Source organism: Stenotrophomonas sp. MH181796, from assembly GCF_009659995.1.
Lineage (GTDB): Bacteria > Pseudomonadota > Gammaproteobacteria > Xanthomonadales > Xanthomonadaceae > Stenotrophomonas > Stenotrophomonas riyadhensis.
Window position 1 is genome coordinate 368,918 of sequence record NZ_RAHU01000003.1, and the last position, 25,524, is coordinate 394,441.

The 25,524-nt window shown below is 65.7% G+C and carries 22 protein-coding genes; 12 read left to right on the forward strand and 10 right to left on the reverse strand.

Annotation, left to right across the window (positions count from 1 at the left end; translation table 11 throughout):
* Positions 1–12: 12 nt before the first annotated feature.
* From D5301_RS09095 to D5301_RS09110, 4 genes are all read right to left on the reverse strand, one after another.
* Complete coding sequence (locus tag D5301_RS09095) at positions 13–1,200, reverse strand: hypothetical protein (protein WP_153855432.1); 1,188 nt, start codon at positions 1,198–1,200, stop codon at positions 13–15.
* Positions 1,197–3,734 (reverse strand): TcfC E-set like domain-containing protein, encoded by a 2,538-nt coding sequence (locus D5301_RS09100; protein WP_153855433.1) that lies wholly within the window; start codon positions 3,732–3,734, stop codon positions 1,197–1,199. The genes D5301_RS09095 and D5301_RS09100 overlap by 4 nt, the downstream gene beginning before the upstream one ends.
* A gap of 67 nt (positions 3,735–3,801) precedes the next feature.
* Positions 3,802–4,296 (reverse strand): CS1 type fimbrial major subunit, encoded by a 495-nt coding sequence (locus D5301_RS09105; protein ID WP_153855434.1) that lies wholly within the window; start codon positions 4,294–4,296, stop codon positions 3,802–3,804.
* Positions 4,297–4,406: 110 nt separating this feature from the next.
* Complete coding sequence (locus tag D5301_RS09110) at positions 4,407–5,141, reverse strand: CS1 fimbrial subunit B flags: Precursor (protein ID WP_153855435.1); 735 nt, start codon at positions 5,139–5,141, stop codon at positions 4,407–4,409.
* A 241-nt stretch (positions 5,142–5,382) separates the two neighbouring features.
* Here D5301_RS09110 and D5301_RS09115 point away from each other — a divergent pair, with 241 nt between their 5' ends.
* From D5301_RS09115 to D5301_RS09140, 6 genes are all read left to right on the forward strand, one after another.
* Positions 5,383–5,682, forward strand: a complete 300-nt coding sequence (locus D5301_RS09115) for a hypothetical protein (RefSeq protein ID WP_153855436.1) — start codon at positions 5,383–5,385, stop codon at positions 5,680–5,682.
* Between the two features lie 292 nt (positions 5,683–5,974).
* The gene (locus D5301_RS09120) at positions 5,975–6,274 is read left to right on the forward strand and encodes a hypothetical protein (protein ID WP_088026117.1); all 300 of its coding nucleotides are present in this window, start codon (positions 5,975–5,977) and stop codon (positions 6,272–6,274) included.
* Between the two features lie 62 nt (positions 6,275–6,336).
* The gene (gene mgtA, locus D5301_RS09125) at positions 6,337–9,096 is read left to right on the forward strand and encodes a magnesium-translocating P-type ATPase (protein WP_153855437.1); all 2,760 of its coding nucleotides are present in this window, start codon (positions 6,337–6,339) and stop codon (positions 9,094–9,096) included.
* A gap of 28 nt (positions 9,097–9,124) precedes the next feature.
* Positions 9,125–9,862 carry an MgtC/SapB family protein gene (locus D5301_RS09130; protein ID WP_014037331.1) on the forward strand — a complete coding sequence of 246 codons (738 nt, stop codon included), beginning with the start codon at positions 9,125–9,127 and terminating at the stop codon, positions 9,860–9,862.
* A 377-nt stretch (positions 9,863–10,239) separates the two neighbouring features.
* Entirely contained in the window at positions 10,240–11,295 is a 1,056-nt protein-coding gene (locus tag D5301_RS09135; RefSeq protein WP_153855438.1) for an ATP-binding protein, read from the forward strand.
* On the forward strand, positions 11,288–11,929 hold the full coding sequence (locus tag D5301_RS09140; RefSeq protein ID WP_153855439.1) for a response regulator transcription factor: 642 nt from the start codon (positions 11,288–11,290) through the stop codon (positions 11,927–11,929). Before D5301_RS09135 ends, D5301_RS09140 begins: the two co-directional genes overlap by 8 nt.
* Before the next feature lie 18 nt (positions 11,930–11,947).
* On the opposite strand, the gene D5301_RS09145 is transcribed toward D5301_RS09140, so the two are convergent.
* The 4 genes from D5301_RS09145 to D5301_RS09160 form a co-directional block, all read right to left on the reverse strand.
* Positions 11,948–12,340, reverse strand: a complete 393-nt coding sequence (locus tag D5301_RS09145; RefSeq protein ID WP_153855440.1) for a DUF3224 domain-containing protein — start codon at positions 12,338–12,340, stop codon at positions 11,948–11,950.
* Between the two features lie 31 nt (positions 12,341–12,371).
* On the reverse strand, positions 12,372–12,806 hold the full coding sequence (locus D5301_RS09150; RefSeq protein ID WP_153855441.1) for an EamA family transporter: 435 nt from the start codon (positions 12,804–12,806) through the stop codon (positions 12,372–12,374).
* A gap of 87 nt (positions 12,807–12,893) precedes the next feature.
* Complete coding sequence (locus D5301_RS09155; RefSeq protein WP_153855442.1) at positions 12,894–14,066, reverse strand: low temperature requirement protein A; 1,173 nt, start codon at positions 14,064–14,066, stop codon at positions 12,894–12,896.
* 9 nt (positions 14,067–14,075) lie between these two features.
* Positions 14,076–14,342, reverse strand: a complete 267-nt coding sequence (locus D5301_RS09160; protein ID WP_153855443.1) for a hypothetical protein — start codon at positions 14,340–14,342, stop codon at positions 14,076–14,078.
* Positions 14,343–14,545: 203 nt separating this feature from the next.
* Between D5301_RS09160 and D5301_RS09165 the strand changes: the two genes are divergently transcribed.
* The 5 genes from D5301_RS09165 (at position 14,546) to blaL1 (ending at position 20,957) form a co-directional block, all read left to right on the forward strand.
* Entirely contained in the window at positions 14,546–15,070 is a 525-nt protein-coding gene (locus D5301_RS09165; protein ID WP_153855444.1) for an RNA polymerase sigma factor, read from the forward strand.
* Positions 15,067–15,918, forward strand: coding sequence for a FecR domain-containing protein (locus D5301_RS09170; RefSeq protein WP_153855445.1), 852 nt, complete (start codon positions 15,067–15,069; stop codon positions 15,916–15,918). Before D5301_RS09165 ends, D5301_RS09170 begins: the two co-directional genes overlap by 4 nt.
* Positions 15,919–15,988: 70 nt before the next feature.
* Entirely contained in the window at positions 15,989–18,406 is a 2,418-nt protein-coding gene (locus D5301_RS09175; protein WP_153855446.1) for a TonB-dependent receptor, read from the forward strand.
* Positions 18,407–18,496: 90 nt separating this feature from the next.
* A complete protein-coding gene (locus D5301_RS09180) occupies positions 18,497–19,966 on the forward strand; it encodes a P-loop NTPase fold protein (RefSeq protein ID WP_153855447.1) in 1,470 nt (489 codons plus the stop codon).
* A gap of 118 nt (positions 19,967–20,084) precedes the next feature.
* Positions 20,085–20,957: a L1 family subclass B3 metallo-beta-lactamase gene (blaL1, locus tag D5301_RS09185; protein WP_153855448.1), complete on the forward strand. Its 873-nt coding sequence runs from the start codon at positions 20,085–20,087 to the stop codon at positions 20,955–20,957.
* 125 nt (positions 20,958–21,082) lie between these two features.
* Here the strand turns inward: blaL1 and D5301_RS09190 are convergent, their stop codons facing one another.
* Complete coding sequence (locus tag D5301_RS09190; protein WP_153855449.1) at positions 21,083–21,622, reverse strand: DUF411 domain-containing protein; 540 nt, start codon at positions 21,620–21,622, stop codon at positions 21,083–21,085.
* 477 nt (positions 21,623–22,099) lie between these two features.
* On the reverse strand, positions 22,100–24,385 hold the full coding sequence (locus tag D5301_RS09195; RefSeq protein ID WP_153855450.1) for an FdhF/YdeP family oxidoreductase: 2,286 nt from the start codon (positions 24,383–24,385) through the stop codon (positions 22,100–22,102).
* Positions 24,386–24,628: 243 nt separating this feature from the next.
* Here D5301_RS09195 and fdhD point away from each other — a divergent pair, with 243 nt between their 5' ends.
* Entirely contained in the window at positions 24,629–25,468 is an 840-nt protein-coding gene (fdhD, locus tag D5301_RS09200) for a formate dehydrogenase accessory sulfurtransferase FdhD (RefSeq protein ID WP_032129466.1), read from the forward strand.
* The last annotated feature ends 56 nt before the right edge of the window (positions 25,469–25,524 follow it).

The following is a 25,524-nucleotide window of genomic DNA, read 5'->3' on the forward strand; positions in this document are numbered from 1 at the left end:
TCTGCCCGCCTGTCACGGATTGGCATCAAACACCACCGTCATGTTGCCCTCCCAATGTGAACCGGGCGACTTCAACATCTCGTCCACCGCGCCTTTCTCAGCGGTGAATCGAAGCGTTGAACGTCGCTGGACCATGTATGCATCGGGTGTAAGGCGAGGTGCGCGTAGATCACCCGGCGGAAGATGCATTCCTTGTACTGGCGAGCCATCGATCCGGCTCCGCATACCGGGAATGGTGACGTCCACCGCGACCGGAATCACGTCATTGTTATGCAGATTGCGGATGCCGCAGTGATTGTCCAGTTCATGCTCACAGCGGAGCTTGAGACTGAAATCCATGGACGAAGTGACGAAGAACGGAAGCTCCTGTGAGAGGCGGGTGGGACGAATGGCATGATCGATCCATGCCCGCCATCCTCCGTCCGGCACCAGCGTGGCTTTCGGCGCTTCCCCAGGGAACCGCACCTCCAATTCATGGGCCACGTCGAACACGAAGTTCAAGCGGATCATCTTGACGCCCGAGACATTGTCCCCAAGGTCGATGTCGGCCTCCGCCCCACCGGTGGTCCAATCCTCCTGCGCAATGTAGCGACCGTTCTGCAGAGTGATGGCGCCGGGAAGCTCCACGTGAATGCCAATCCCCACGTTGCGATAGGAGTAACTTCGCCCGTTGCGGCGTTGCGAGCTGTAGCATTCCTGGGGATTGGAGGGATCACGCACACCCCAACCCCCATTCGACCATCCAAGCCCGCCTGCACCACGTATTGCGGTACACCCACCACTGACGCCGTGGTACCAGGGGTCAGCTCCATTTCCGAAATTCAGCCGCAGCGACATCGCGACAAAGCTGACACGTGCCTGCGCCGTCGCCCCGGTTCGCTCGTCGCGCAGGGTGATTGAGCGGGGGGCGGGGAATCTGACGTAGGTCGTGTCACGACGGGATTCATTGTCGCCGTCTCCGTTCTTCTGCCAGAACTCACCCGTGCCAAGATCGAAGATGTAGGCTCCTGCCTTGTCACACTCCGTTGGCCTCCAGTTGCAGAACGCACCGCGAGGTGTGGTGTTCTCAAATGATGTATTGCCCGGGTTCGCAGCATTCGGCCGGAATTGCCCGGTAACCATGGCTTCCACTGTCTGGGCCCATACGGGCGTTGCCATCATCCAGAGGGCTGCAATGAACAGATACGCACGATACTTCATGGATTCTTCTCATCGGTATTCAACGTACCAGCCCTGGATGCGACCAGATGAGGACAACCAATCCCACCCACCATCAGCACGTCCCCCTCGCGGGGGTAGCGCCCCTCTTCCATCGTCAGCACACAGCTCACCAGGTTGGGATAGCGCAGCTCCACCACCGGCGCCCGTGCACTCAGTTCCAACGTGAAGAACCCCTCCTCCTGGCTGACGCTGCGTCCGGCGTGGTTGATCACCTGCACACCGCGCACGCCGTTGCCGTCGGCATCCAGCACCTGACCCATTACGGTGAACGTGCGCAGCACATCCACGGTTGCGTGCATCACCCCGCCCTTGTTGAGGTGGTAGGTGACGGTGGACGGCTGCAGCGTGGCAGCGGGCGCATGCCGGCCCTGGAAATCAAACTGCACGTGGCCTGCGCGGTAAGCGGTCACCGGCACGAAGTTACGCCCCGGCTTCAGTTCCACACCGCCGCCCCGGCTGTCGTCGGCACGCAGCCTCACATCGGGATAGTCGCTGCGCACGTCAACGATGATCCCGGTTTCCACTTTGCCGCTGCGGCCCTGGCCAAGCACCGCTGCATGGCCACCGCCGATCACCAGCGTGCTGTCCAGATTCGCGCTGCCACTGACGTGGCCCGAGCCCGCGCCACGGTACAGCTGCACATCACCTTCCAGCAGCGAACTCTGCAGATAGGCACCGGCGCCTGCGCCAACGCCGCCGCGCTGTGCACTGATCATGCCGTTCACGCTCTGCACTAGTTTGCCATCCACACGCTGCGTGGCTGCCGCGCTGACATAGGTGTCGCGCTGGCCGGCTTCGCCAGTGCGGCTGCCCAGGCTGCCGCTGTAGCTGCGACGCTCGCTGCCCAGCGATACGCTGACGGTCAGGTCGACCCCGCGCTGGCGGCGGTAATGGGTGAAGCGGCTGCCAGGGCGGTCGTAGGCCGAAACCCGCCAGTTCACGTCGTGCGTGCCGAACAGGGTCTCCCGGCGCCCATAGGACACATCGATGCCGGTGCCTTGGGTGAAGCCCGAGCTGCGCGCCACCCGCAGGCTGGCGTTGTCGCGATGGCTGAAGCGATGGGTGACCGACACCGCGGTGGTGTCCTGCCAGCCGCCGCGGGTTTCCCAGTGCGGCGCCGAGCCGTCACCGGGCAGGACGCGCTGGCGCTGCTCGGCCCAGCTGCGCGCATGGTTGGCCACTACCGATCCGGCGCGGTAGCGGTACAACCCCTGCAGATCCACGCCGCGCCCGGCATCACTGGAGGTATAGAAGTTGGTGTAGGTGCTGAAGCGGTCACTGGCCTGCCAGTCCATCGACAGACCGGCCGCGTGGCGCGTGCCGATCTGCTGCACGGTGGCACCGGCCACCGCACGTGGATGCACCAGGTAGTTGACCACCGCGCCGGCGGCCAGCCTGCCCTCCAGCAGTGCGCGACCGCTATCGAGCAGGCCACGCTGTTGGCCAGCGAACACGCTATAGCGCCAGCGGCGGCTGGGGTCGCTCCATCGACTTGGTTTGTGGATCGACGCGGTCTCACGCGAGGCCTCGTGGCCGTCCTCGATGACACGCAGTTCCACGTCGTAGATGCCGCCGGGCAGGCGCCGGGTGTCGATCTCCTGGATGCCGGGCTTGACGGCCTGCGTGGACAGCAGGTTGCCGTCGCGCAGGATCTCCACCATGCCTTCGCGGCTGGCAGTGACATAGACCGGGTACACACTGGGGCTGCGCGTGTCGGCCAGCAGTACGTCCGACGAACCGAGCATGAAGCCCAGCGCGGTATCGTTCTGCGTGCCGGGTGCGCGCGGCTGGCGGATGATGCCTTCGAAGGTGGGCAGGAAGTAGCCTGCACGCACGAAATGGTCGCCCAGCTCGCGCTGGGCATACAGGGCACTGAGATAGTGCTCGCGGCTGCCCGGTTGGGCGTAGTACTGGTAGCTGCCGACCGTGCTCCAGCGGCCAACACTGCCACGCAGCTCGGCACTGTAGCGTGCCGACGTCTGTTGCCCCTGGCCGCCATGCACGGCCACGCTGTTGCGGACGATCAGGCCGTGGCTGCCGCGCTCCGGCAGCGCGACGTGGCGCCCTTCCTTGTCCGCACCCGCTGGAGTCAGCAGGCTGAGCAGGGAATTGGACAGGCTGTAGTGCAGCGCCGCCAATCCGCGACACTGCTGACTGCACACACCGAGCGCCATCGGCTCGGCCAGCACCTCTGCCCAGCGCGAACGCTCCGTCTGTGGAAGCGGGCTTTCATGGGCTTCGCCGAAGCCGATCAGCTGCACTCGATTGTCTTCGTGCAGCAGCACCTCGGCGTCACCCAGATAGCGCCCGTCCAGTTCCACCCGCACGGTGAGCGGATTTCCGAACAGATGCTCACGGAACTCCGCGGGCATGCGCTCGCGCTGCTCCAGCAGGCTGGGCAGCTCACCCAGCGCAAGGCCGGCGGCATGGCTGGACGCGGCAAACACCACGGCGCCGATGCCAGCAGCCAATCGCGCGAGAGCCGGAGATGCGGGACGGACGGATCGTTTCATGGGCGGATGCCCGTGCCCTCCCCCCGCATCGATGACGCGGCAGGAAGGGCACGAAGCTGCATGGTCGTCAGATGTCGCTTTCGAAGATCATGTGGAACTGGCCGCCGTAGCTGCCCTGCTTGTAGCCATCGGCCGGCACGGTGGGCGAGATGGCAAATGCCAACGACTTGCCGGCCGCGGCCTGTGCGGCATTGGCCACCGTGATCTTGGCGGCTGAGGTGGCCGGCACCACCACGTTGTCCAGCTTCACGGCCAGGTCGACCACGTCGGCGGCCGAGGCCATCTGCGCCGGCGCTGACAGATAAGCGGTGATGGCCGCCGGCGACTTGATGTTGACGACGCGGCCGGTCAGATCGCCCAGGGTCTGACGGGCGGTATCCCACGGCAGGTTCTGCGGCAGGCCTTCCCAGCCATCCGGCGTGGACACCTGCAGGCCAGCGGTGTTCGGCACATCAGCGGTGACGTTGACGGTGATCGACTTGGTTTCGGTCGCGGCCAGGGCAACGGCCGGGGTGATCAGCAGGGCGGTGGCCGCTGCCATCAGGGTGGTCTTCAGGGACATGGATGCACTCCAGGGTCAAGGGTGGAAATCAAGGTGCCAGGCAAGGGCAACGCCGTCCCAGCGGGCGCCTGGCAGGCCCGTTCGGGACAGATCCATCGGTGGAAGTGGGCTTAACGGCGTGAGTCGATGCTGCGTTGGCTGTCGCCTTCGCGAAGCTCGAAACGCAGGAACTGGTGCTCGGCAGCCTGCAGCGCATAGCTGTTGCCGGGACGCACATGGGCGATGATTCCCGGCGTACAGGTATCGGGACGGTCGCGCTCGCACTGGCGCAGGTTGTCCAGCACCACGGTGGCGTTGCCGCGATTGCGCACCTGCTGGTGCTCGATGAGCGTGTCGTAACGCGGGTTTTCAGGCGCTACGAAGAAGATCGTGCCGTACCCGGTGAACACACGGATGGCGGAGGTGAGCTCTGCTGCCTCACGGGCCTGCTCTTCGCTGAGCGAGAATTCCTCGGCCGTTGGGGCCACCGGGATGAAGCGCAACCGGAAGTAGCGCTCTTCATCGCGGGCGCCGCGGTAGACCAGGCGCGTGGCCTGCTGTCCATTGCCCGCAATGATCAGGCGGCTGGGGCTGGCGATGACGCCTTGGGCATCCGGCGTATTGCGGACCAGCGCGGTGGTATCCACCGGCGTTTCGCTGGCCTTGCCGTCCGCATCGAAGTGCATCTGGGTGACTTCCACACGCACATAGGCCGTGGCGTCACCGGTGTTGCGGATGCGCTTGAGCAGGTTACTGTGCGTGGGTTGCAGGTAGTCGAACAGTACGCCGACGTTGATCTGTGGGGTCTTGGCTTGGGCATTGCCTGCGAGCAGAGCCAACAGGATCGAACAGAGGACGCGCGGCATGGCGGACTCGCTGGGAGAGGCGAGCCACAATTTTCACAGCGGCCTTACACGCCAGCCATGCAACAAGTTGCAAAGATCGGATTTGTCCTACAGGTTTGAAACGATTCCTACGCTGGCAGTGAACGGCGCCCCACCCGTCTGCAGGATCACCTGCATTCTTCGCACCTCCCTTACAGACTGGTGCCGATGATCCGGCCATGGGCGCCACGGTGGCGAACCCAACCCTCTACAGGAGCACGCCATGACCGGTTTCCGCTACCTTCCCGCTGCCTTCGTCGTTGTCGCCGGCCTGCTGCTGGGGGCCTGCTCCAAACCGCAGGAGGCCAGCAAGGCCACTGCCGCCGAGGACGTGACCGAAGTGAAGCTGATTCCGTCCTATGAGTCGCTGGACAAGGACAAGGACGGCATCGTCACCCTGGCTGAAGTGGATGCCGTGGCACCCGACTGGGCCGAGCGCCTGCACGCCTGCGATACCGATCGCGACAAGAAACTGAGCCGCGGCGAGTACGACGTGTGCAAGCAGACCAGCACCGCGCATTGATTCCGTAATGCGCCATCGATTGGCGCGACGCGTACCCGGCTATACCAAGGTATAGCCGGGCTAACCCACGAGCCTCTAGGACTGCCCCATTCAGGGGCGGACAATAGCGCCACTGGCCAAGGCAACCCTGGCCGGCCCCTCCCCTCATGGAGACGCAGATGGACCCCGACCCTGCCGGGCGCACCGCGCCCCGGATGCCTGCTTGTTGCCTGTTCCTGGCGCCTGCCCGCCGGTCCCTGCCTGCCTGAGTGACGGGGGATCGCCAGGTGCCGCCTGCCTGGAGATCGCCCCCATGTCCTACAAGATCCTCTACATCACCCTGCGCCGCCTGATCGGTGAGCGCGATGTTTCTGCCCTGCGCAGCCAGCTGCTGCAGCACGGCCCGGTCATGTTCGCCCGTTCGCTGTCGCTCGGCTCGCCCCGCGTGGTGGCCGACGCACTGTCGCTGCTGCCGATCAGCGAACGCATCAACGTGCTGCGCCATCTGCCCTACCCCCTTCGCGATGCGATGAAGCCGCTGTGCATCGGCGGCAGCCAGCGCCTGCACATGCAGCCGTGGTCGCCGGCGGTGCTGGCGATGCGCCACGCCTGAACCGTTGCATCCGTTCCGTTCGTGTTCCGGCCGCGGCCGGCTCTGACATTCAAGGAGTTCCCATGAGCCTGCTCAACGCCTGGTTCAACGCCTTCCTGCGCAGCCGTCGCGCAGGCAACCTGTTCCGCCGCCGCGCAATGCCCGAAGCCGGCTTTGGCCCGGGCAGCGCCGAGGCCGCGCCGTTCGCGCTCACCACCGGCCTGGTTACCCTTGCCCAGCAGGATGAAACCCAGCTGTTGGCCACGCTGGAATCGCATGCCGATGGCCTCAGCCCGCATGAGGCCGAGGAGCGGCTGGCCACGCTCGGCCCCAACGAGGTGGATCACGAAAAGCCGCTGCCGTGGTGGCGGCACCTGTGGCAGTGCTACCGCAACCCGTTCAACCTGCTGCTGACCGTACTGGCGGCGGTATCCTGGCTGACCGAGGACATCAAGGCCACGATCGTGATCGGCGCCATGGTGCTGCTGTCCACGCTGATCCGCTTCGTGCAGGAAGGCCGCTCCAACCGTGCCGCCGAGCGGCTGAAGGCACTGGTCGGCAATACCGCACGCGTGCTGCGCCGCAATCCCGGCACCGAGGCGGCAGACGTGGCCGACCAGTACTTCGGTGCGCACCTGCACAGCCGTCGCCCGGCGCGATTGCTGGACCTGCCGATCCGCGAACTGGTGCCCGGTGATCACATCGTGCTGTCGGCCGGCGACATGATTCCGGCCGACTGCCGCGTGCTGACCGCCAAGGATCTGTTCGTGGCACAGGCGGCGATGACCGGCGAGTCGCTGCCGGTGGAGAAGTTCGCGCACCCGGGCGATGGCCTGGCCGGCCTGCTGGAGCAGCACAACCTGTTGTTCATGGGCACCAATGTGGTGTCCGGCACCGCCACCGCCGTGGTGCTGGCCACCGGCAACCGCACCTACTTCGGCACCCTGGCCCAGCGCAGCACCGCTACCGACCGTGCGCCCACCGCATTCCAGGCCGGCGTCAACAGTGTCAGCTGGCTGCTGATCCGCTTCGCACTGGTGATGGTGCCGTTCGTGCTGCTGATCAACGGCTGGACCAAGGGCGACTGGACCGAAGCGTTCCTGTTCGCACTGTCGGTGGCGGTGGGCCTGACCCCGGAAATGCTGCCGATGATCGTTACCTCCACCCTGGCCAAGGGTGCGGTGCTGTTGTCGCGGCGCAAGGTGATCGTCAAGCGCCTGGATGCGATCCAGAACTTCGGCGCGATGGAAGTGCTGTGCACCGACAAGACCGGGACCCTCACCCAGGACAAGATCGCCCTGGAGCGGCATACCGATGTGTTCGGCCACGATTCGGAGGACGTGCTGAAGTTCGCCTACCTCAACAGCCACTTCCAGACCGGCCTGATCAACCTGCTGGACCGCGCGGTGCTGGAACACGTGGAGCTGCAGAGCTCGTTGCGGCTGTCGCAGGACTACCACAAGGTGGATGAGATTCCGTTCGACTTCGAGCGCCGCCGCATGTCGGTGGTCGTATCCGAGCGCGAGGACCACCACGAATTGATCTGCAAGGGCGCAGTTGAGGAGATGCTGGCGGTGTGCAGCACCGTACGCGAGAACGGCCAGGACATGCCGCTGGACGAGCGCCGCCTGGCGCGCGTGCGGCAGACCACCGAGGAACTGAACGAACAGGGCCTGCGCGTGGTGGCAGTGGCGATGAAGGAGACTGCCGCCAGCCAGACCGCCTACTCGCAGGCCGACGAGTGCGGGTTGACCCTGGTCGGCTACGTGGCCTTCCTGGACCCGCCGAAGGAATCGGCTGCGCAGGCGCTGCAGGCGCTGGCCGCGCATGGCGTGGAAGTGAAGGTCTTCACCGGCGACAACGAGCTGGTGACCGCCCGCGTCTGCGCGCAGGTGGGGCTGGACGCCGACACCATCCTGACCGGCCCGCAGATCGAACGCATGGATGACGGCGCGCTGTCGCGGGCGCTGCACCATCACCGCGTATTCGCCCGCCTGACCCCGCTGCACAAGGAGCGTCTGGTACGCGAGCTGCGCGCACAGGGCAAGGTGGTCGGCTTCCTCGGCGACGGCATCAACGATGCACCGGCGCTGCGCGCGGCCGACATCGGCATCAGCGTGGACAGCGCGGTGGACATCGCCAAGGAGGCCGCCGACATCATCCTGCTGGAAAAGAACCTGATGGTGCTGGAGGAAGGCGTCATCCAGGGCCGGCGCACCTTCAACAACATGCTGAAGTACATCCGCATGACCGCCAGCTCCAACTTCGGCAACGTGTTCTCGGTGCTGGTGGCCTCGGCCTTCCTGCCGTTCCTGCCGATGCTGCCGCTGCAGCTGCTGGTGCAGAACCTGCTGTACGACATCTCGCAGATCGCCATTCCGTTCGACAACGTGGACGAGGAGCTGGTGCGCAGGCCGCTGAAGTGGAACCCGGCGGACATCGGCCGCTTCATGGTGTTCTTCGGGCCGATCAGCTCGATCTTCGACCTGACCTGCTTCGCCCTGATGTGGTACGTGTTCGATGCACGCACACCCGCTGACCAGGGCCTGTTCCAGTCCGGCTGGTTCGTGGTGGGCCTGCTGACCCAGACGCTGATCGTGCACATGATCCGTACACCGAAGGTGCCGTTCCTGCAGAGCATCGCCGCACCGCCGCTGCTGGTGATGACCGGCCTGATCATGGCCATCGGCGTGGCCCTGCCGATGAGCCCGCTGGCCGGTTACTTCAAGCTGCAGGCCCTGCCGACCGGCTACTGGCCGTTCCTGGTGGCGATCCTGTTCGGCTATGCGGTGCTGACCACCGCACTGAAGAAGTTCTACATCCGTCGCTACGGCTGGCAGTAAGCGCCCGCCTTGTCCAGGGAGAAACACAATGGACATCAATCCGAACCTGCCGGCGTTCAACGCCGGCGCAACCCTGAGCTCGCTGATCAGCCTTTCGGTGGCGTTCGTACTGGGCACGGCCATCGGCCTGGAACGGCAGCTGCGCCAACGCACCGCCGGCTTGCGTACCAATACGCTGGTGGCAGTGGGTGCGGCGGTGTTCGTCGACCTGGCCGTGCGCTTCCATGACCTGTATGGCGGCCCGCCCTCACCGCTGCATGTGGTGGCCTATGTGATCTCCGGCGTCGGCTTCCTCGGCGCCGGTGCGATCATGAAGGACGGTGCGCAGGTGTCCGGCCTGAACACCGCCGCCACCCTGTGGGGCTCGGCGGCGGTCGGTGCCTGCGCGGGTATCAAGCTGCTGCCGGAGGCAGTGATGGCGGCGGTGTTCGTGCTGGCCGCCAATACCCTGCTGCGCCCAGTGGTGAACCGCATCCAGCGGCAGCCGTTGCCGGAGGCATTCAGCGAGGCGACCTATGCGATCAACGTGGTCTGCCAGCGCGAGCAGCAGGCCGAGGTGCTGGACCAGCTGTTGCTGCTGCTGGAACAGGCGCACTACCCGGTACGCGCGGTGGACCAGCGCCCGTTCGGCGAGCGCGACGTGGAGATCGAAGCGGTGCTGTATGCCACCACGGTGGATGCCGGTGAACTGGATGCGGTGCTGGCCACGCTGGCGACCACCCCCGGCGTGCTGCAGGGATTCTGGAACGCCAGCCTGGAGGAGTAGTGCCGGCCGCTGGCCGGCAACCTCATGGACGCCGGCAACACCGTGCACCGCCTTGGCGGGTGCCGACCTTGGTCGGCACAGATCCATCAGATGCCATGACTCCTGCCAGAGCCTGCCGACCTTGGTCGGCATCTACCAACAGCCCGCATGCACCGCTCTGGTAGGTGCCGACCTTGGTCGGCACAGACTTGGGTAGTGCCGGCCGCTGGCCGGCAACCTCATGAACTCCGGGACGATCCTGCAGCTGCCGGCCAGCGGCCGGCACTACCAGGCATCGCTTTGGTGGGTGCCGACAGCACAGGAGCACGCCAAGCACGGTCGGCACCTGCCAGAGGCGGCTTTGCTATCCTTTCCCCCCACGCCCGGGAGCCGTTCCGATGCCATCGCTGTCGCCCCGTCGCCCGCTGGTGCTGCTGGCCCTGATCGTCGTGATGGCGGCGATCTTCCTGATCGATACCGTCACCGATTACGCCGTCGCCGCCGCCTGCTTCTACGCAGCAGTCATCCTCGCCGCATCGCGCGTACTGAGCGCGCGCGGGCTGATCACCCTGGCCATCGCCTGCATCGCGTTGACCGGGCTGAGTTTCTTCCTGACCCGCTTCGGCACCTACCGCATCGGCCTGGTCAACTCGGTGATCGGCATGCTGGTGATCGGCATCACCGCCTACCTCGCCCTGAACATGGAAGCGGCCAAGGCCGCCGTGCAGGAAGCGCAGGGCCGCCTGCTGCGGGTGGCGCGCGCGTCCACGGTGGGCGAGCTGACCACCTCCATCGCCCATGAAGTGAACCAGCCGCTGGCGGCCATCGCCAGCAGCGCCGAGGCCTGCCAGCGCTGGCTGGCACAGGACCCACCGAACGTGGACAAGGCGCGGCAGACCGTGGCCCGCATCCTGGCCGATGCGCATCGCGCCGGTGACGTGATCGCCCGTATCCGTGGCCTGACCCAGGGTGCCGCACCGGAACGGCGCGCCTTCGATCTGAACCAGGCCGTGGAGGAAATGCTGGCGCTGTCGCGCAGTGAACTGGACCAGCACGGCGTGGCCGTGGCCCTGCTGCTGGACGCCGACCTGCCACTGGTGCAGGCCGACCGCGTGCAGGTGCAGCAGGTGATCGGCAACCTGATCCTCAATGCGGTGGACGCGATGGAAGCGGTGCCGGCTGCTGATCGTCGCCTGTCGCTGCTGACCCGGCGTGACGGCCAGCGGGTCAGCCTCAGTGTGCGCGACCGTGGTGTCGGCCTGCCCGCCGATCACCCCGAGCGTGTGTTCGATGCGTTCTGGACCACCAAGTCGCACGGACTGGGCCTCGGTCTGAGCCTGAGCCGTTCGATGATCGAGGCCAACGACGGCCAGATCCGCGCTGAGCGACCGGCAGGTGGCGGCGCCTGTTTTGTGTTCGACCTGCCCATCGCCACGGAAGTCCCCCATGCGTAAGCCCGCTGCACCCATCACCGACCCGGCACCCATCGTCTACGTGATCGACGACGATCCGTCGGTGCGCGCTGCGCTGGAAGACCTTCTGGCCTCGATGGGCCTGCAGGTGCGGGCCTTCGCCTCCACCCAGGCGTTCCTCGAACACGAGCTGGAAGATGCGCCGGCCTGCCTGGTGCTGGACGTACGCATGCCCGGCCAGAGCGGGCTGGAGTTCCATCGCACGATGGGCAGCCACGGCCTGCAGCTGCCGGTGGTGTTCATCACCGGCCACGGCGACATCGCGATGGGCGTCAATGCGATCAAGGACGGTGCCATCGAGTTCCTGACCAAGCCGTTCCGTGACCAGGAACTGCTGGATGCGATCCACAAGGGCATCGAGATCGACCGCCAGCGCCGTCGCGACGGCGAGGCACTCGATGCCCTGCAGCAGCGCTGGAACACGCTCAACGCCGGCGAGCGCGAGGTGGTCGATGGCGTGGTGCGCGGCCGCCTCAACAAGCAGATCGCCGGAGACCTCGGGGTCAGCGAGATCACCGTGAAGGTGCGCCGCGCACAGGTGATGCGCAAAATGGGCGCGCGTACCCTGGTCGACCTGGTGCGGATGTATGACCGCTTGCAGGCCGGCAACAGCTGATTGCAACGCCGGCCAGTCCTACTCCGGGTCAGGCAGCGTGTACTGCAGCCGGTAGTCGTGGCGACCGTCGCTGATGGTGATCTCCAGCGTGCCGGTCAGGCCGAGCAGCCCTTCGCTGCCGGAATCGGGCACCACGACCACGCTCAGCTCCGGAACACCGCGGGTCATCACGCCGTTGTGCTGCAGGGTGAATGCACCCTCGCGCCCGGCCAGCGTGGCCGTCACCCGTTCCATCGCCACGTAGCCCGCCGAACCCTGCACCGGCGTGCGGAACGCCAGCATCTGGCCGACGCTGCTGCCCTGCAGGTCACCATGGAATGTCTTGTCGATGGACATCACCCCGATCGGACTGTCCTTGCCACCGATCGGCAGCAGCGTTACGTCAAAGGTGCCGCGTGCCTCGCCCTGCATCCTGCGCTCCCCGTTGTTGGATGGAATGCTGCTACTTCTTCGTCGCCAGTACGATCACCCCGGCCACCACCAGGCCGATGCCGCTCCACTCCCGCAGGCTGGGCCGTTCGCCCAGCAACAGGTAGGCGAGCACGATCACCAGCACCACGCTGAATTTGTCGACCACCGCCACCTTGGCCAGCTCACCGCTCTGCAGCGCGCGGAAGTAGAACAGCCACGACGCGCCGGTGGCCAGCGCGGAGAGCACCAGGAACAGCTGGGTGCGCCCGGGCAGCAGCAGCGGATTGGACCACTTGCCGGTGACCACCACCAGCGGCAGGATCACCGCCGCCACCACCAGGGTGCGGATGGCCATGGCCAGGTCCGAGTCGACGCCCTTGACGCCCACCTTGGCGAACAGCGCGGTCAGCGCGGCGAAGCAGGCTGACAGGCCGGCCCAGACCAGCCACTGCGGAACGTTCTGCATGCTGTGCCACTCCCGGTTCCCAGAGCACCCACTGCCCACGCTACTCTCATCGCCCGCCTGCGCAAGCAGTACCGGCCGCCGTGCGGATCAGGCGCGCTGCAGGCGCTGCTTCAAGCGCGTATCCATCAGCCCCACCGCCAGCAGCACCGCACTGGTCAGCCAACCGGCGGCCAGCAGATGGGTCTGCGGCAACAGCACGCCCAGCACCACCAGCGCCACGGCACCGAACAGATGCGACCAGGGCGCACGCCCATACACCACCCGCTTGTACAGGGCGCTGCCCAGCAGGTAGATCAACGGGCCCGCCACCAGCACGGTGGCGTACACCGGGGTGACCGCCGCGCCGGGATGATCCATGACCAGATCGTTGCCGACGGCCGTGGCGATGATGCCGGCGATCAGCAGTGCATGCACGTAGTGGAAGTTGGCGCCCATCCGACCGGGATCTTCGGCGTGGCTGATGGCCTCGGTGGCATCGTGGCTGGAGATGCCGAAGTACAGCCACCACATGGCGATGGTGCCGGCGAACGTGGCCAGCACCGCCGATACCACCTCCCCGCTCCAGTGCTCGACCTCACTGAGTACGCCGCAGGTGGCCAGCAGGGTCTCGCCCAGTGCGACGATGACGAACAGCTGGCAGCGTTCGGCCAGGTGGCCACCCTCGATGGTCCAGTCCCGGGTGTGCGAACGCCCCATGCCCGGGAATGCAAAGCCGAACATCGGCGAAATGTACTCGCAGGCCACCGCCATCGCCCACAACGCCAGCCGCAGAGGACCTTCGGCCGCAGCGCCCGCCAGCCAGAAGCAGGCCGAAACGCTCACCCAGGCCAGCATGCGGCGGAAGTTCGGCGCCAACGGATGGTTGCGGCCAACCTCGAGCAGCACGAAGGCCGTTCGCCCGACCTGCATCGTGGCGTAGGCACCGGCGAACATCCACGCACGATCGTCGAACGCCTCGGGGATGGATGAGGACATCAACAGCGCCAGCAGCATGGTGGCGAACAACAGGCCACGGATGCGTGGCGCCTGTGGATCAAACCAGTTGCTGACCCAGCAGGCGTACTGCCAGCCCAGCCAGACTGCGAACCACAGCACCAGGGTCTGCAGCACGCCGGCCAGGTCCAGGTGGTGCAGCAGGTGGTGGCTGAGCTGGGTAACGGCAAACACGTAGACCAGGTCGAAGAACAGCTCTTCGTAGGTCACACGGGCATGATGGCCATCGCGGTGGCGCAGCGCGGGCAGGCGCAGTCGGGGACTCATGGCACTCCTTCAGCGCGCCAGGCGCCAGCACAGGACACCGGCCAGCAATGCCGGCACCGCGAACACCAGCAGCAGGATCGGCAGCTCCTCGCGTACCGCATAGCCGGCCTTGCTGACGCCTACCCACATGTTGGTCACGGCCACCAGCAGCCAGGTGGCGATGAATGCGACCAGCGCGGTGGGCAGCTGCGAGCTGCCCACGCTCCAGAGATGGCCGAACAGCAGGAACACCCCCAGCAGCAGGATGCCCGCGGTGATCACCAGAAGCACATGCATGTATCGATCTCCTTGAGCCTGCAGGCAGGCTAGCCCGGGCCGATTCTGCGCTCCAGCCGATGATCGTGGTTTCACCTTCCAGCCGCCGCGAACAATCGGCAGGATCCGCCACACATGGCAAACGCGAACGGTTCCCATTAGTATTGCGTCATCGCGCAGGGATGCCTCCCCGCGCCCGCCCTTCGCCCTTGCTGCCCGTCCGGATGTCCCAGCTGCCCTCATCCCACCCACCTGTGCTGCCACTGGTGTCTTCGCTGGTGCGCCACTACGAGGAACTGGTGGACTACCTGCGCCGTCGTTTCCGTTCGCCCGGACTGGCCCGCGAGGTGGTGCACGATGTCTGTGTGCGCCTGCTGGAACGCCCGGCCGTGCCCGACGCGCGGCAGCCGATCGCACTGCTGCGCCGGATCGCCCACGACGCTGCGGTTGATCGCTGCCGCGCCGAGGATCTGCGCCGGCATTGGGTGGAACCACGTGCCGAGCTGCCCGAAGGGGCCTGCCCCTGCCCGGGGCCCGAGCAGCAGGCCCAGGGCCAGCAGGCGCTGGAGCGCCTGAGCGTCACCATTGCGCGGATGCCATGCCGGCGCCAGCAGGTCTTCATCCTGCACAAGATCCATGAACTGCCCCAGGCGGAGGTCGCGCAGCGGATGGGCATCGGCCTGAAGGCGGTAGAACGCCACCTGCGCCTGGCCATGGCTGACTGCCACCAGCAGGCCGCACGCTCATGAGCCGCGCACCCGAGCCCCCCGCGCGACCGCAGCCGTCGCAGGCGCCGTCCACCGACGAGGTGCTCGACCAGCATCGGGACGCCCTGAAGGAGCGCTTTCCGTTGCCGGACCCGCAGGTGCTCCAGCGTCGTCGCGGCGGCCGCACGGCCAGGGTTGTGCTGCCCGCACTTGGACTGGTGGTCACCGCCCTGCTGCTGATCGACCCAGCCTGGCAGGTGCAGGACCATCGCACCGCCGTGGGTGAGCGTCGCGAACTGGATCTGGCCGACGGCAGCCACCTGCTGCTCGACGCCGGCACCCACCTGCAGGTGCGTCGTCATCTGCGTTCGCGGCAGGTGGTGCTGATGCAGGGGCGCGCACGATTCGAGGTGCAGCACTCGGGGTGGCGACGCTTCGAGGTGGACGCCGGGCCGGTGCATGTACGCAACTACGGCACGGTGTTCGACGTGGATCGCCAGGGCGAGCTGAGCGAAGTGACGCTCTGGCGCGGCGACGTGGGCGTGCGCGTTGAGGGTGGCACCAGCGAGCAGCGCCTGGCACCCGGGCAGCGCCTGCTGGCCCAGCCCGGGTCGATCTCTCCACCGGAAGCGATCGACCCGGACCAGGCCGACTGGACCCATGGCCGGCTGCAGTTCGATCAACTGCCGCTGGCCGAGGTGCTGCGGGTCCTGCAGCGCTACCACGACCGTCCGATCGTGCTGGACGACCCGACGCTGGGCCCGCTGAAAGTCTCGGGCGTCTTCGATGCCGACCGCGCCGAGACCGCCGTGTCGTTGTTGCCGGACATCCTGCCGGTACAGGTGCATACGGCAGGCGATGGCAGCCTGCATCTGCGCCGACGCGATTGATCGGCATCACCAGGGTGGGTTGCGCGCCGTCCCATCCGGCAGGTGCTTGAACCCCTCCGAAGGACCCCGCATGACCCGCCCCGTTCTGCCCGCCGCCCTGCGCCGGCTGACCCCCACCCTGCTCGCCGCCTGCCTCTGCGCCGCATTGCCCGCTGCCGCGCAGACCACCGCGTCCGCGCCCGTGGAGCTGCATCTGCCAGCGGGTTCGCTGCAGGCCTCGCTCAACACACTGGCCCGTCAGACTGGCATCCAGCTGTTGTTCGCGGCCGACAGCGTGAGCGGCCGCACGGCCCCGGCGCTGGATGGCCGCTACACCCCGCGCGACGCGCTGCAGCGCCTGCTGGCCGGGCACGGTCTGACGCTGCAGGAGCGCTCGCCAGGCGTGTTCGTGGTGAGCGCCGCCGCTGCGCCAATGAAAGCAAGCACCCAGGCGCGGGCCACCGCCTCGACCGCGCCAACCTCGCTGGCCCGCGTCACGGTATCGGCCTCGACCGCGCGCATGCCACAGGGCGAGACCGCCATGCCGAACACCATCACCGTGCTGACCCGCGAAGACATTGCCCAGCAGCTGGCACTGGGTTCGGATGTCTCGCGCGTGCTGTCGTCGCAGATACCGGCATTCGCACCGGCGCGCGAAAAGATGTCCAACTACGGTGAAACCATGCGTGGCCGCGGCATCCTGTACATGGTCGACGGCGTGCCACAGTCGACGCCGCTGCGCGATGGCTCACGTGATTCCCACACCATCGATCCGGCGATGATCGAACGCATCGAGGTCATCCATGGTGCCAATGCGCTGCAGGGCATCGGCGGTACCGGTGGCATCGTCAACATCATCACCCGCAGCGCGCCCAGCGAGCCGGGCAGCTTCCTGCTCGACACCAACGTCAGCTACAGCTCTGCCCTGCCCCGCCGCAGTGATGACAATGGCCAGCGTGGTTCGGCACTGGTCGGCATGCGCGGCGAGCAGTTCGACCTGGTTGCCGGCCTCGCCTACGAGAAGCAGGGGCTGTTCCATGACGGCGAGGGCCGTTCGATCGGCACCAACGCGCAGGGCGAACTGATGGATTCGACCTCGTCGAACGTGTTCGCCAAGCTGGGCTGGAACATTGCCGAGGGCCACCGCCTGCAGTTGATGGCCAACCGCTACGAGCTGCGCGGGCTGGACAACTACCTGGCGGTGAACGGTGATTACCGCACCGGCCGCCCGACCCTTTCGGTGCCCGGCGACACTCCATTGGATCCGCCGATGAACCGCTCGCGTTCGCTGACCGTGGACTACAGCGCCGCTGAACTGCTGGGCGGCCGTTTCCAGGCACAGGCGTTCGCGGTCGACTTCGAAGGTCGCTATGGCGCCAGCCAGTGGGACCCGTGGGGCAATACCGGCGCCAATGCCGCCTGGGACCAGACCCAGAACGAATCGGACAAGCGCGGCTTCAAGCTGACCCAGAGCTGGACCCGCATTGCCGATACCACGCTGGATGTGACCCTGGGCCTGGACGGCCTGCGTGACCGCACCCACCAGGTGCTGCTGGCCAGTGGCATGAACTGGGTGCCGCAGACCACCTACCAGAGCCTGTCGCCACTGCTGCAGCTGCACTGGTGGCCAACCGACCACCTGATGCTGTCCGGCGGCCTGCGCTACGAAAAGGGCGAGCTGGACGTGGGCGACTACACCACCCTGCCGCGCTATGGCGCGCGCAAGGTGGCCGGCGGCAAGCCGACCATGAGCGAGACCCTGCCCAACTTCGGCGCGGTCTGGTACATCAACGATCGCCTCAATGCCTACGCTTCCTACTCCGAAGGCTACACCGTGGCCGACGTCGGCCGCGTGCTGCGCGCGATCAACAGCGACGGCCAGCGCGTCGACAATCTCATCGACCTGTCACCGGTGGTGTCGGACAACCGCGAGATCGGCCTGGAGTACGACGATGGCCGCTTCAGCGGCGACATCGCCTACTACACGTCCGAATCCAAGCTCGGCTCGGTGCTGATCTACGACCCGGGCATCGACGCCTACGCGGTGCAGCGCCAGGCCACCCGGGTGGAAGGCTTCGAAACCAACCTGCGCCTGCGCCTGGGCGACAGCCGGCTGGGCCTGGGCTACGCGCGCGCCAACGGCCGCTACGACGCCAACGTCGATGGGCGTCTCGACAGCGATCTGGCTGGCGTCAACATCGCGCCAAACCGGCTGACGGCATTCTGGGAACAGAACTGGACGCCGCAGCTGAGCACCCGCCTGCAGGCTAGCCATGCCTTCGACCGCGACTTCGACCTGCAGGGGGCACGCGTGGCCGAGTTCAAGGGCTACACCACGGTGGACCTGGTGGCCCGCTATACGCTGGACAAGCACGCCTTCACGCTGGGCGTGCAGAACCTGGCCAACAGGCAGTACATCAGCTACTACTCGCAGACCACGCCGTCGAACCCGAGCTACTTCTCCGGGCGCGGCCGGGTGCTGACGCTGGGGTGGCAGTACCGGTACTGACGAGCTCGTTCCAGCGCCGTCCCAGGCGCTGGAACACCCACCCGTAGCTAGTACTATCATTTCTTTCTTGAATGAAATGATAGGTTAGGAATGACACTCCTTAAAAAGGCTGCGGGTCCAAGAATCGACGAGTCAGCACCCTGGAGCGGCGATCCATTTGAGCGGGAGCCAGAGGGAGAGATGCTTGCTCGACTGATCGCATCCAGTACAGATGCTCCATTGGTGATCTCACTTCAGTCTCCGTGGGGAAGCGGGAAGACCGTATTTCTAAGACGTCTCGCCCTTCACATGAAGATCGCTAAAGGAATTCCCACAATTCGCATAGATGCGTGGAAGACCGATGATTGCGCCGATCCACTTGTCGCCATCATTGCCGAACTTTCGCTGCATCTTGAAGATTTCAGGAAGCACAATGAATCCCTTGCAGAGAGGATCGATGGCTGTGTATCGCGCCTTGCCAAGTTCGGATCCAAGATCATGCTTCCCGCAGCTTCGATCGTCGCCGACCTTCATACACCGGGAAGCGGCGACGTCCTTCGATCCGCAGGCGCGTTTGCAGAGCGACTACTTGACATGCAGAAGGACCGAAGCTCAGCAGAAAAGGACTTTAGAGATGTTCTAGTTGAGGCAAGATGCTTGGTTACTCATCAAGAGCGAGACCGTATCCCTGCTCCAATACTGCTGATCATTGACGAGCTCGATCGCTGCCGTCCGGATCACGCGATCAGGACGCTTGAGCGGATCAAACACTACTTTGATGTTCCTGGAATTTCCTTCCTCATTGCAACGGATCAAGGAAATCTCCCAGCGGCGGTTCGATCGGTATATGGCGCCCACGTGGATGGCGAACTCTACCTTCGGAAGTTCTTCGACTACGAGTTCCACTTGCGACAACCTAAGCCGGAGATCTACTCCACGCACCTGGTAGCCACGTGCATCACTCCTGAAGAAAAGCACGTATTGCCTAGCGAAATTCATCTTCCAAATGGCCGCGACTTTGAGCATGCGGTGCTAGCCATTCAATCCGACGAGAAGGGAAAACGCGTCCTCAAAGGCGAGTACATGGATGCATTTCCGCAGTTTTCGAAGACATTCTCGCTGACGCTTCGTGACCAAGAGCAAGCAATCACGATGATCACAGCATTCATCCATACGCGCGAATCGGTGATGGAAGCTGTACCATTAGTAGACTGCTTCCTGGCATGTCTTCGCTTCGGGCATCCCGCCTCTTTCAAGGCATTGGTGGATGGCTCGCGAAAAATCCTTCTCATGGACGCAAAGGATGACGTCAGTCAGGTCACGAACCAAAGATTGCGCCTTCTTCCCCATTGGGATGCCTTACAGTTACTTGCAAGGAACGCAGTAATTCCCGACATGTCAAGCGTCGACGATGAAATTGAGCCCCCCACTCTTTCAGAGCAGATTCTAGAGAGCTATAGAGGACCTAGCCGTTCAAGGGAGAAACGTTTGCCACTACTCTTGCTCGCTGCGAGGCTTCACGGTCGACAGTTTGATCTTTACCGATATTCGACCTCCTTCCTGAGGCTGGGCGCCAACTGACTCTGCCAGAGGCAGCGGACGTACCATCAGTGTGCTAATGGCTCCGATAAGAAGTATGCGATTCAGCCAACTGAGGCCCCATGATAGTTTCAAGGCCTCCTTCAAACGGACGTGAACCATGCGTTTTTTCCTGCTCGCCGTCACACTGGCCGCTGCTCTTCCGGTCGCGCACGCCAGCGCCACCGAAGCCCCTCTGCCCCAGCTGCGCGCCTACACCGTAGACACCTCCTGGCTGCAGCCGATGGCACCGCTGCAGATTGCCGACCACACCTGGCAGATCGGCACGCAGGACCTGACCGCCCTGCTGGTACAGACCGCCGAGGGCGCGGTGCTGCTCGACGGCGGCATGCCGCAGATGGCCGGCCACCTCATCAGCAACATGAAGGTGCGCGGCGTGGCGCCGCAGGACCTGCGGCTGATCCTGCTCAGCCACGCGCACGCCGACCATGCCGGGCCGGTGGCGGAGCTGAAGCGCCGTACGGGCGCCAAAGTAGCGGCCAACGCCGAATCGGCGGTGCTGCTGGCGCGCGGTGGCAGCGACGATCTGCACTTCGGCGATGGCATCACCTACCCGCCTGCCAGTGCAGACCGCATCGTCATGGATGGCGAAGTGATCACGGTGGGCGGCATCGCGTTCACTGCGCACTTCATGCCGGGGCACACCCCGGGCAGCACCGCGTGGACCTGGACCGATACCCGCGAGGGCAAGCCGGTGCGCATCGCCTACGCCGACAGCCTGAGTGCACCGGGCTACCAGCTGCAGGGCAACCCCCGTTATCCGCACCTGATCGAGGATTACAGGCGCAGCTTCGCCACGGTGCGGGCGCTGCCCTGCGACGTGTTGCTGACACCGCATCCGGGTGCCAGCAACTGGGACTACGCCGCGGGCAGCAAGGCCAACGCCAAGGCGCTGACCTGCAAGGCCTACGCGGATGCGGCCGAACAGAAGTTCGACGTGCAGCTGGCCAAGGAAGTCGCTGGGGCCCGCTGATTCTGTAGCGTCGAGCAGAGCAGTCGAGCATGGCTCGACTCTACAAAAAGCAAGCCGAGCGTGGGCTCGGCTCTACACGGGACGCGGCGCAGGGTGCCGGTCAGGACGACCGGCACCCGCGACCATCAGCCGCCCTGGCCGTGCTGCGCGAACGGCTCGGTGGTGCCATCGGTGCGTACCAGCTCGACGGTATACGGCTGCACGTAGCCGTCCGGCATTTCCATGCCCGGCGAACCGGCCGGCATGCCGGGCAGCACCAGCCCACGCGCCGCCGGACGTTCGGCCAGCAGTCGCTTGATGTCTTCGGCCGGGATATGGCCTTCAACCACGTAACCACCGATCTCGGCGGTGTGGCAGGAGGCCTTGCCAACCGGCACACCCAGCCGGACCTTGATCGGGTTCATGTCATCGGTATTGCGTACATCCACCTGGAAGCCTTCGGCCTTCAGGTGGTCGACCCAGATACCGCAGCAGCCGCAGCTTGCGGTCTTGTGCACGATGGCGATGGGCAGTGCCGGATCCACCTTCGACGGGCTGGACTTGATCGGTGCGGCCGGGGTTTCGCTGGCAACCGGCGCGGCAGGCGATTCTTCGGCAGCGCGTGCGCAGGCGGTCGTGGCCAGTACGGTGCCCAGCAGCAGGCCGAGGGAGAGAGAACGGTTCATGGTGTTGATTCCTTTGCAGATGCGGGCAACGCGGCCCGCTGCCTGCGCATCGAAGGCACAGGCAGAGTCGAGAATGAGTCGAGCAGCTACGGCAGGCGCTTGAGGCCTGCAGGGAATCACACGATGGGAGGCCGTAGCGGATCCGGCAACGGCGGCGGTGCGCGTTGCTGGGCGCTGGCTGGCAAAGGCGCCTCACGCCAGGGTGACGCTGGCGTTCCGCTCAGGGTGGCCAGCATGCCGAGGCTGGCCGGCGGGCATTCGCACTCATTGCTCTGGCAGACCGTTGATGCTGCCTCGTCGCAGCATCCGGCCATGGCCGCCGAATGCGGTGCGGCGCAATGGTCCGCGCTGGACTGCGCCGCGTACGAGGATGAGGCAATCGCAAGCGCCGGTGCGTTCAGCACCAGGGCAAGGAGGAGCATCCATCGCAGCAGCAGGCCAGGCAGGTTCACCGGACGATGATAGCCGATGAACGCATCACGCAATCGCCGCCACCATTGCGCTCATCCGCACCGGGATCGACTTGGCCGCTGGGGTACCGCTGACCCGATCGTAGTAGTCCAGCGGCAACAACGGGTTCAGTTCCGGGTAGTAACCGGCCAGGGCGCCGCGCGGCATCGGGTAGTCCAGTACGGTCAGGCCCTCGATGCGCCGCTGCACGCCATCACCGCTGATGGTCTCCAGGTAGACCAGCGCCTCCTTCTCCAGCCCGCGTGCCAGCCGGTCCTCGATGTTCATGAACAGCACCATGCGATCGTTGTACACGCCGCGATAGCGGTCGTTGTAGCTGTAGATGGTGGTGTTGTACTGGTCGTGCGAGCGCACCGTGGCCAACCGCAGCATCTCGGGGTCGTCCACCGGCGCGTCCACGTCCAGGCCCGGCATCACCAGGATGTTGGCCTTGCCATTCGGCGTGGGCCACACGCGGCGGCGCGGTGGAATGTCCAGATGGAAGCCGTGCGGCTGCTGGATGCGCTCGTTGAAGCCGGTGTAGATCTCCGGGTACACCGCCGCGATCAGCTCACGGATGGGTGTGTAGTCATGCATGCAGCCGGCCCAGTCGACCCTGCTGTGCGGCAGCGTGGCCATCGCCATGCGGCAGACGATTTCGACCTCGGGCAGTACCTCCGCGCTGACCGGTTCCAGCACACCGCGCGAGGCGGTGACATTGGACATGGCGTCTTCGATGGTGACGAACTGCTCGCCGGCCGGCGTGACGATGCGCTCCGAACGCGCGACCACCGGCAGGATCAGCGCATCGCGGCCATGTACCAGATGGCCGCGGTTGAGCTTGGTGGCGATGCCGACCGTCAGCTCCAGGCCGCGCATGGCCTCGTACGCACGCGGCGTATCCGGTACCGCGTGGATGAAGTTGCCGCCCAGGCCGATGAACACCTTGGCGCTGCCATCCAGCATTGCCTCGATCGACTCGACCACGTGGTGACCATGCTCACGCGGCGGCTCGAAGCCGAACACCTGCTGCACGCGGTCCAGATAGGCCGGCCTGGGTTTCTCGTCAATGCCGACGGTGCGGTCGCCCTGCACGTTGGAGTGGCCACGGATCGGCCCGATGCCGGCACCGGGCTTGCCGAAGTTGCCACGCAGCATCAGCAGATTGGCCACCTGCTGCAGCAGGGTCGAACCATACTGATGCTGGGTCAGACCCATGCCGTAGCAGATCACGGTGGCCTTGGAGCGGATGTAGATCTCGGCGCAGCGGCGGATCTGCGCCTGGGTGATGCCGGAGACCTGCACGATCTCGTCCCAGTCCTGCGCCAGCACATCCTCGCGCAATGCCTCCAGGCCTACGGTGTGTTCGGCCAGGAACTCATGGTCGAGCACACGCTCGCCCTGCGCCTCGCGTTCGAACATCACCTTCATCATGCCCTTGATCAGGGCCAGGTCGCCGCCGATGCGGATGTGCACGAACTCGCTGGTGATCTCGGTCGAACCGAACGTGGCCATCTGCACCACATCCTGCGGCTCGGCGAAACGGATCAGCGCGCGCTCGGGCATCGGGTTGACCGCCACGATCGGGATGCCGCGTTTGCGCGCTTCGACCAGGTTGCTCATCATCCGCGGCGAATTGGTGCCGGTGTTCTGGCCGATCACGAAGATCGCCTCGGCGTGCTCGAAATCCTGCAGCACGATGGTGCCCTTGCCCACCCCGATGGCCGGCGGCAGGCCGCGGCTGGTCGGCTCGTGGCACATGTTCGAGCAGTCCGGGAAATTGTTGGTGCCGAACTCGCGCACGAAGATCGAATACAGGAATGCAGCTTCGTTGGGCGTGCGGCCGGAGGTGTAGAACTCGGCCTGGTGCGGGCTGTCCAGCGCCTGCAGGTGGCGGCCGATCAGCGCGAAGGCGTCGTCCCAGCTGCACGGCACGTAATGGTCGGTCGCCGCGTCGTAGCGCATCGGCTCGGTCAGCCGGCCCTGCATTTCCAGCCAGTAGTCGGTCTGCGCCATCAGCTCGGTGACCGTGTGCTGGGCGAACAGCTCGCGGCCAGCACGGAACTGGGTGGCTTCCCAGGCCAGCGCCTTGGCACCGTTCTCGCAGAATTCCAGTTTCTTGCGTTCGTCGGCATCGGGGAACGCGCAGCTGGGGCACTTGAAGCCACCGGGCTGGTTCATCGCCAGCAGCGCCTTCGAGCCCTTGCCGATCACGCTCTGCTGCAACAGCACCTTGGCCGTGGCGCCGGCGGCACCCCAGCCACCGGCCGGCTGGTTGTAGGGCTTGTAGCGCGGCGGCTTCTGCTCGGACATGTTCGGGAACCTGGCGGGAGGAACACAACAATCAACGGCGCGGGATGGGCCGGATACGGCGTCTGGAGCGCGGCCAGCCCCGCAGTCAAGCACGGACAAGGCCGCTTCGCCAGAGGCAAACGCTGTTTTCAGCGCAGCCTGCCATGACAACGGTTACACCCGCGTCAGCGCCCGGCCACTGCGCTATTCTCGAAGCCGTGGGTGGTCCACCACCTGCGTATTTCCCTTGCCCGGACGCGCTGCATGCCTGACTCGACCCCGCCGCACACCCCGCCTGCCGGCACGGCCCAGCGCCCGTTGCAGCGCTGGCGCAGCGAGGGGCACCAGCAGCAGGTCGACGTGGTGGCCGAGGAAGTGCCGGTTGCACTGCGCTACAACGGCGCCGCCTTCGCAGTGATGATGGCCACGCCCTGCGACCTGGAAGACTTCGCGCTGGGTTTCTCGCTCAGCGAGGGGCTGATCAATACGCCCTCGCAACTGCTGTCGATCGAGGTCCGCCCGCAGCTGGAGGGCATCGAACTGCAGATGACCGTTTCCGAAGACGCACCCGGTGCCGATCTGGATCCGGCCAATGGCCGCCTGCTGCCCGGTCGCGGTGGCTGCGGCCTGTGCGGCACGCGCCAGCTGGAGGATGTGCTGCGCCCGCTGCCGCAGATCCGCGAGCGTCGCACCTATCCGCATGCCGCGTTGCAGCGGGCACTGGCCACGCTGGCACAACATCAGCCGATGAATGCGGTAAGCGGCTCGACTCACGCCGCCGCCTGGGCCGATGCCAGTGGGCGCATCGGCTGGGTGCGCGAGGACGTGGGCCGCCACAACGCGCTGGACAAACTGATCGGCGCCCTGCATCACAACGAGCACGCCATCGACGGCGGGTTGCTGGTGATTTCCAGCCGCGCCAGCTATGAGATGGTCAGCAAGGCGATACGTGCGGGTGCCAGCGTGCTGGCAGCCGTGTCGGCGCCGACCGCGCTGGCGATCGACCTGGCCCGCAGTGCCGGACTGTGCCTGGTCGGATTCGCGCGGGAGAGCGGGTTCAATGTGTATACCCATCCTGAGCGGCTGCAGGCGGACGACAGGTAGCGCCGACCACGCCGTCTGCTCCATTTCGACCGGCCCGGGCGGCCCACTGCCACCCG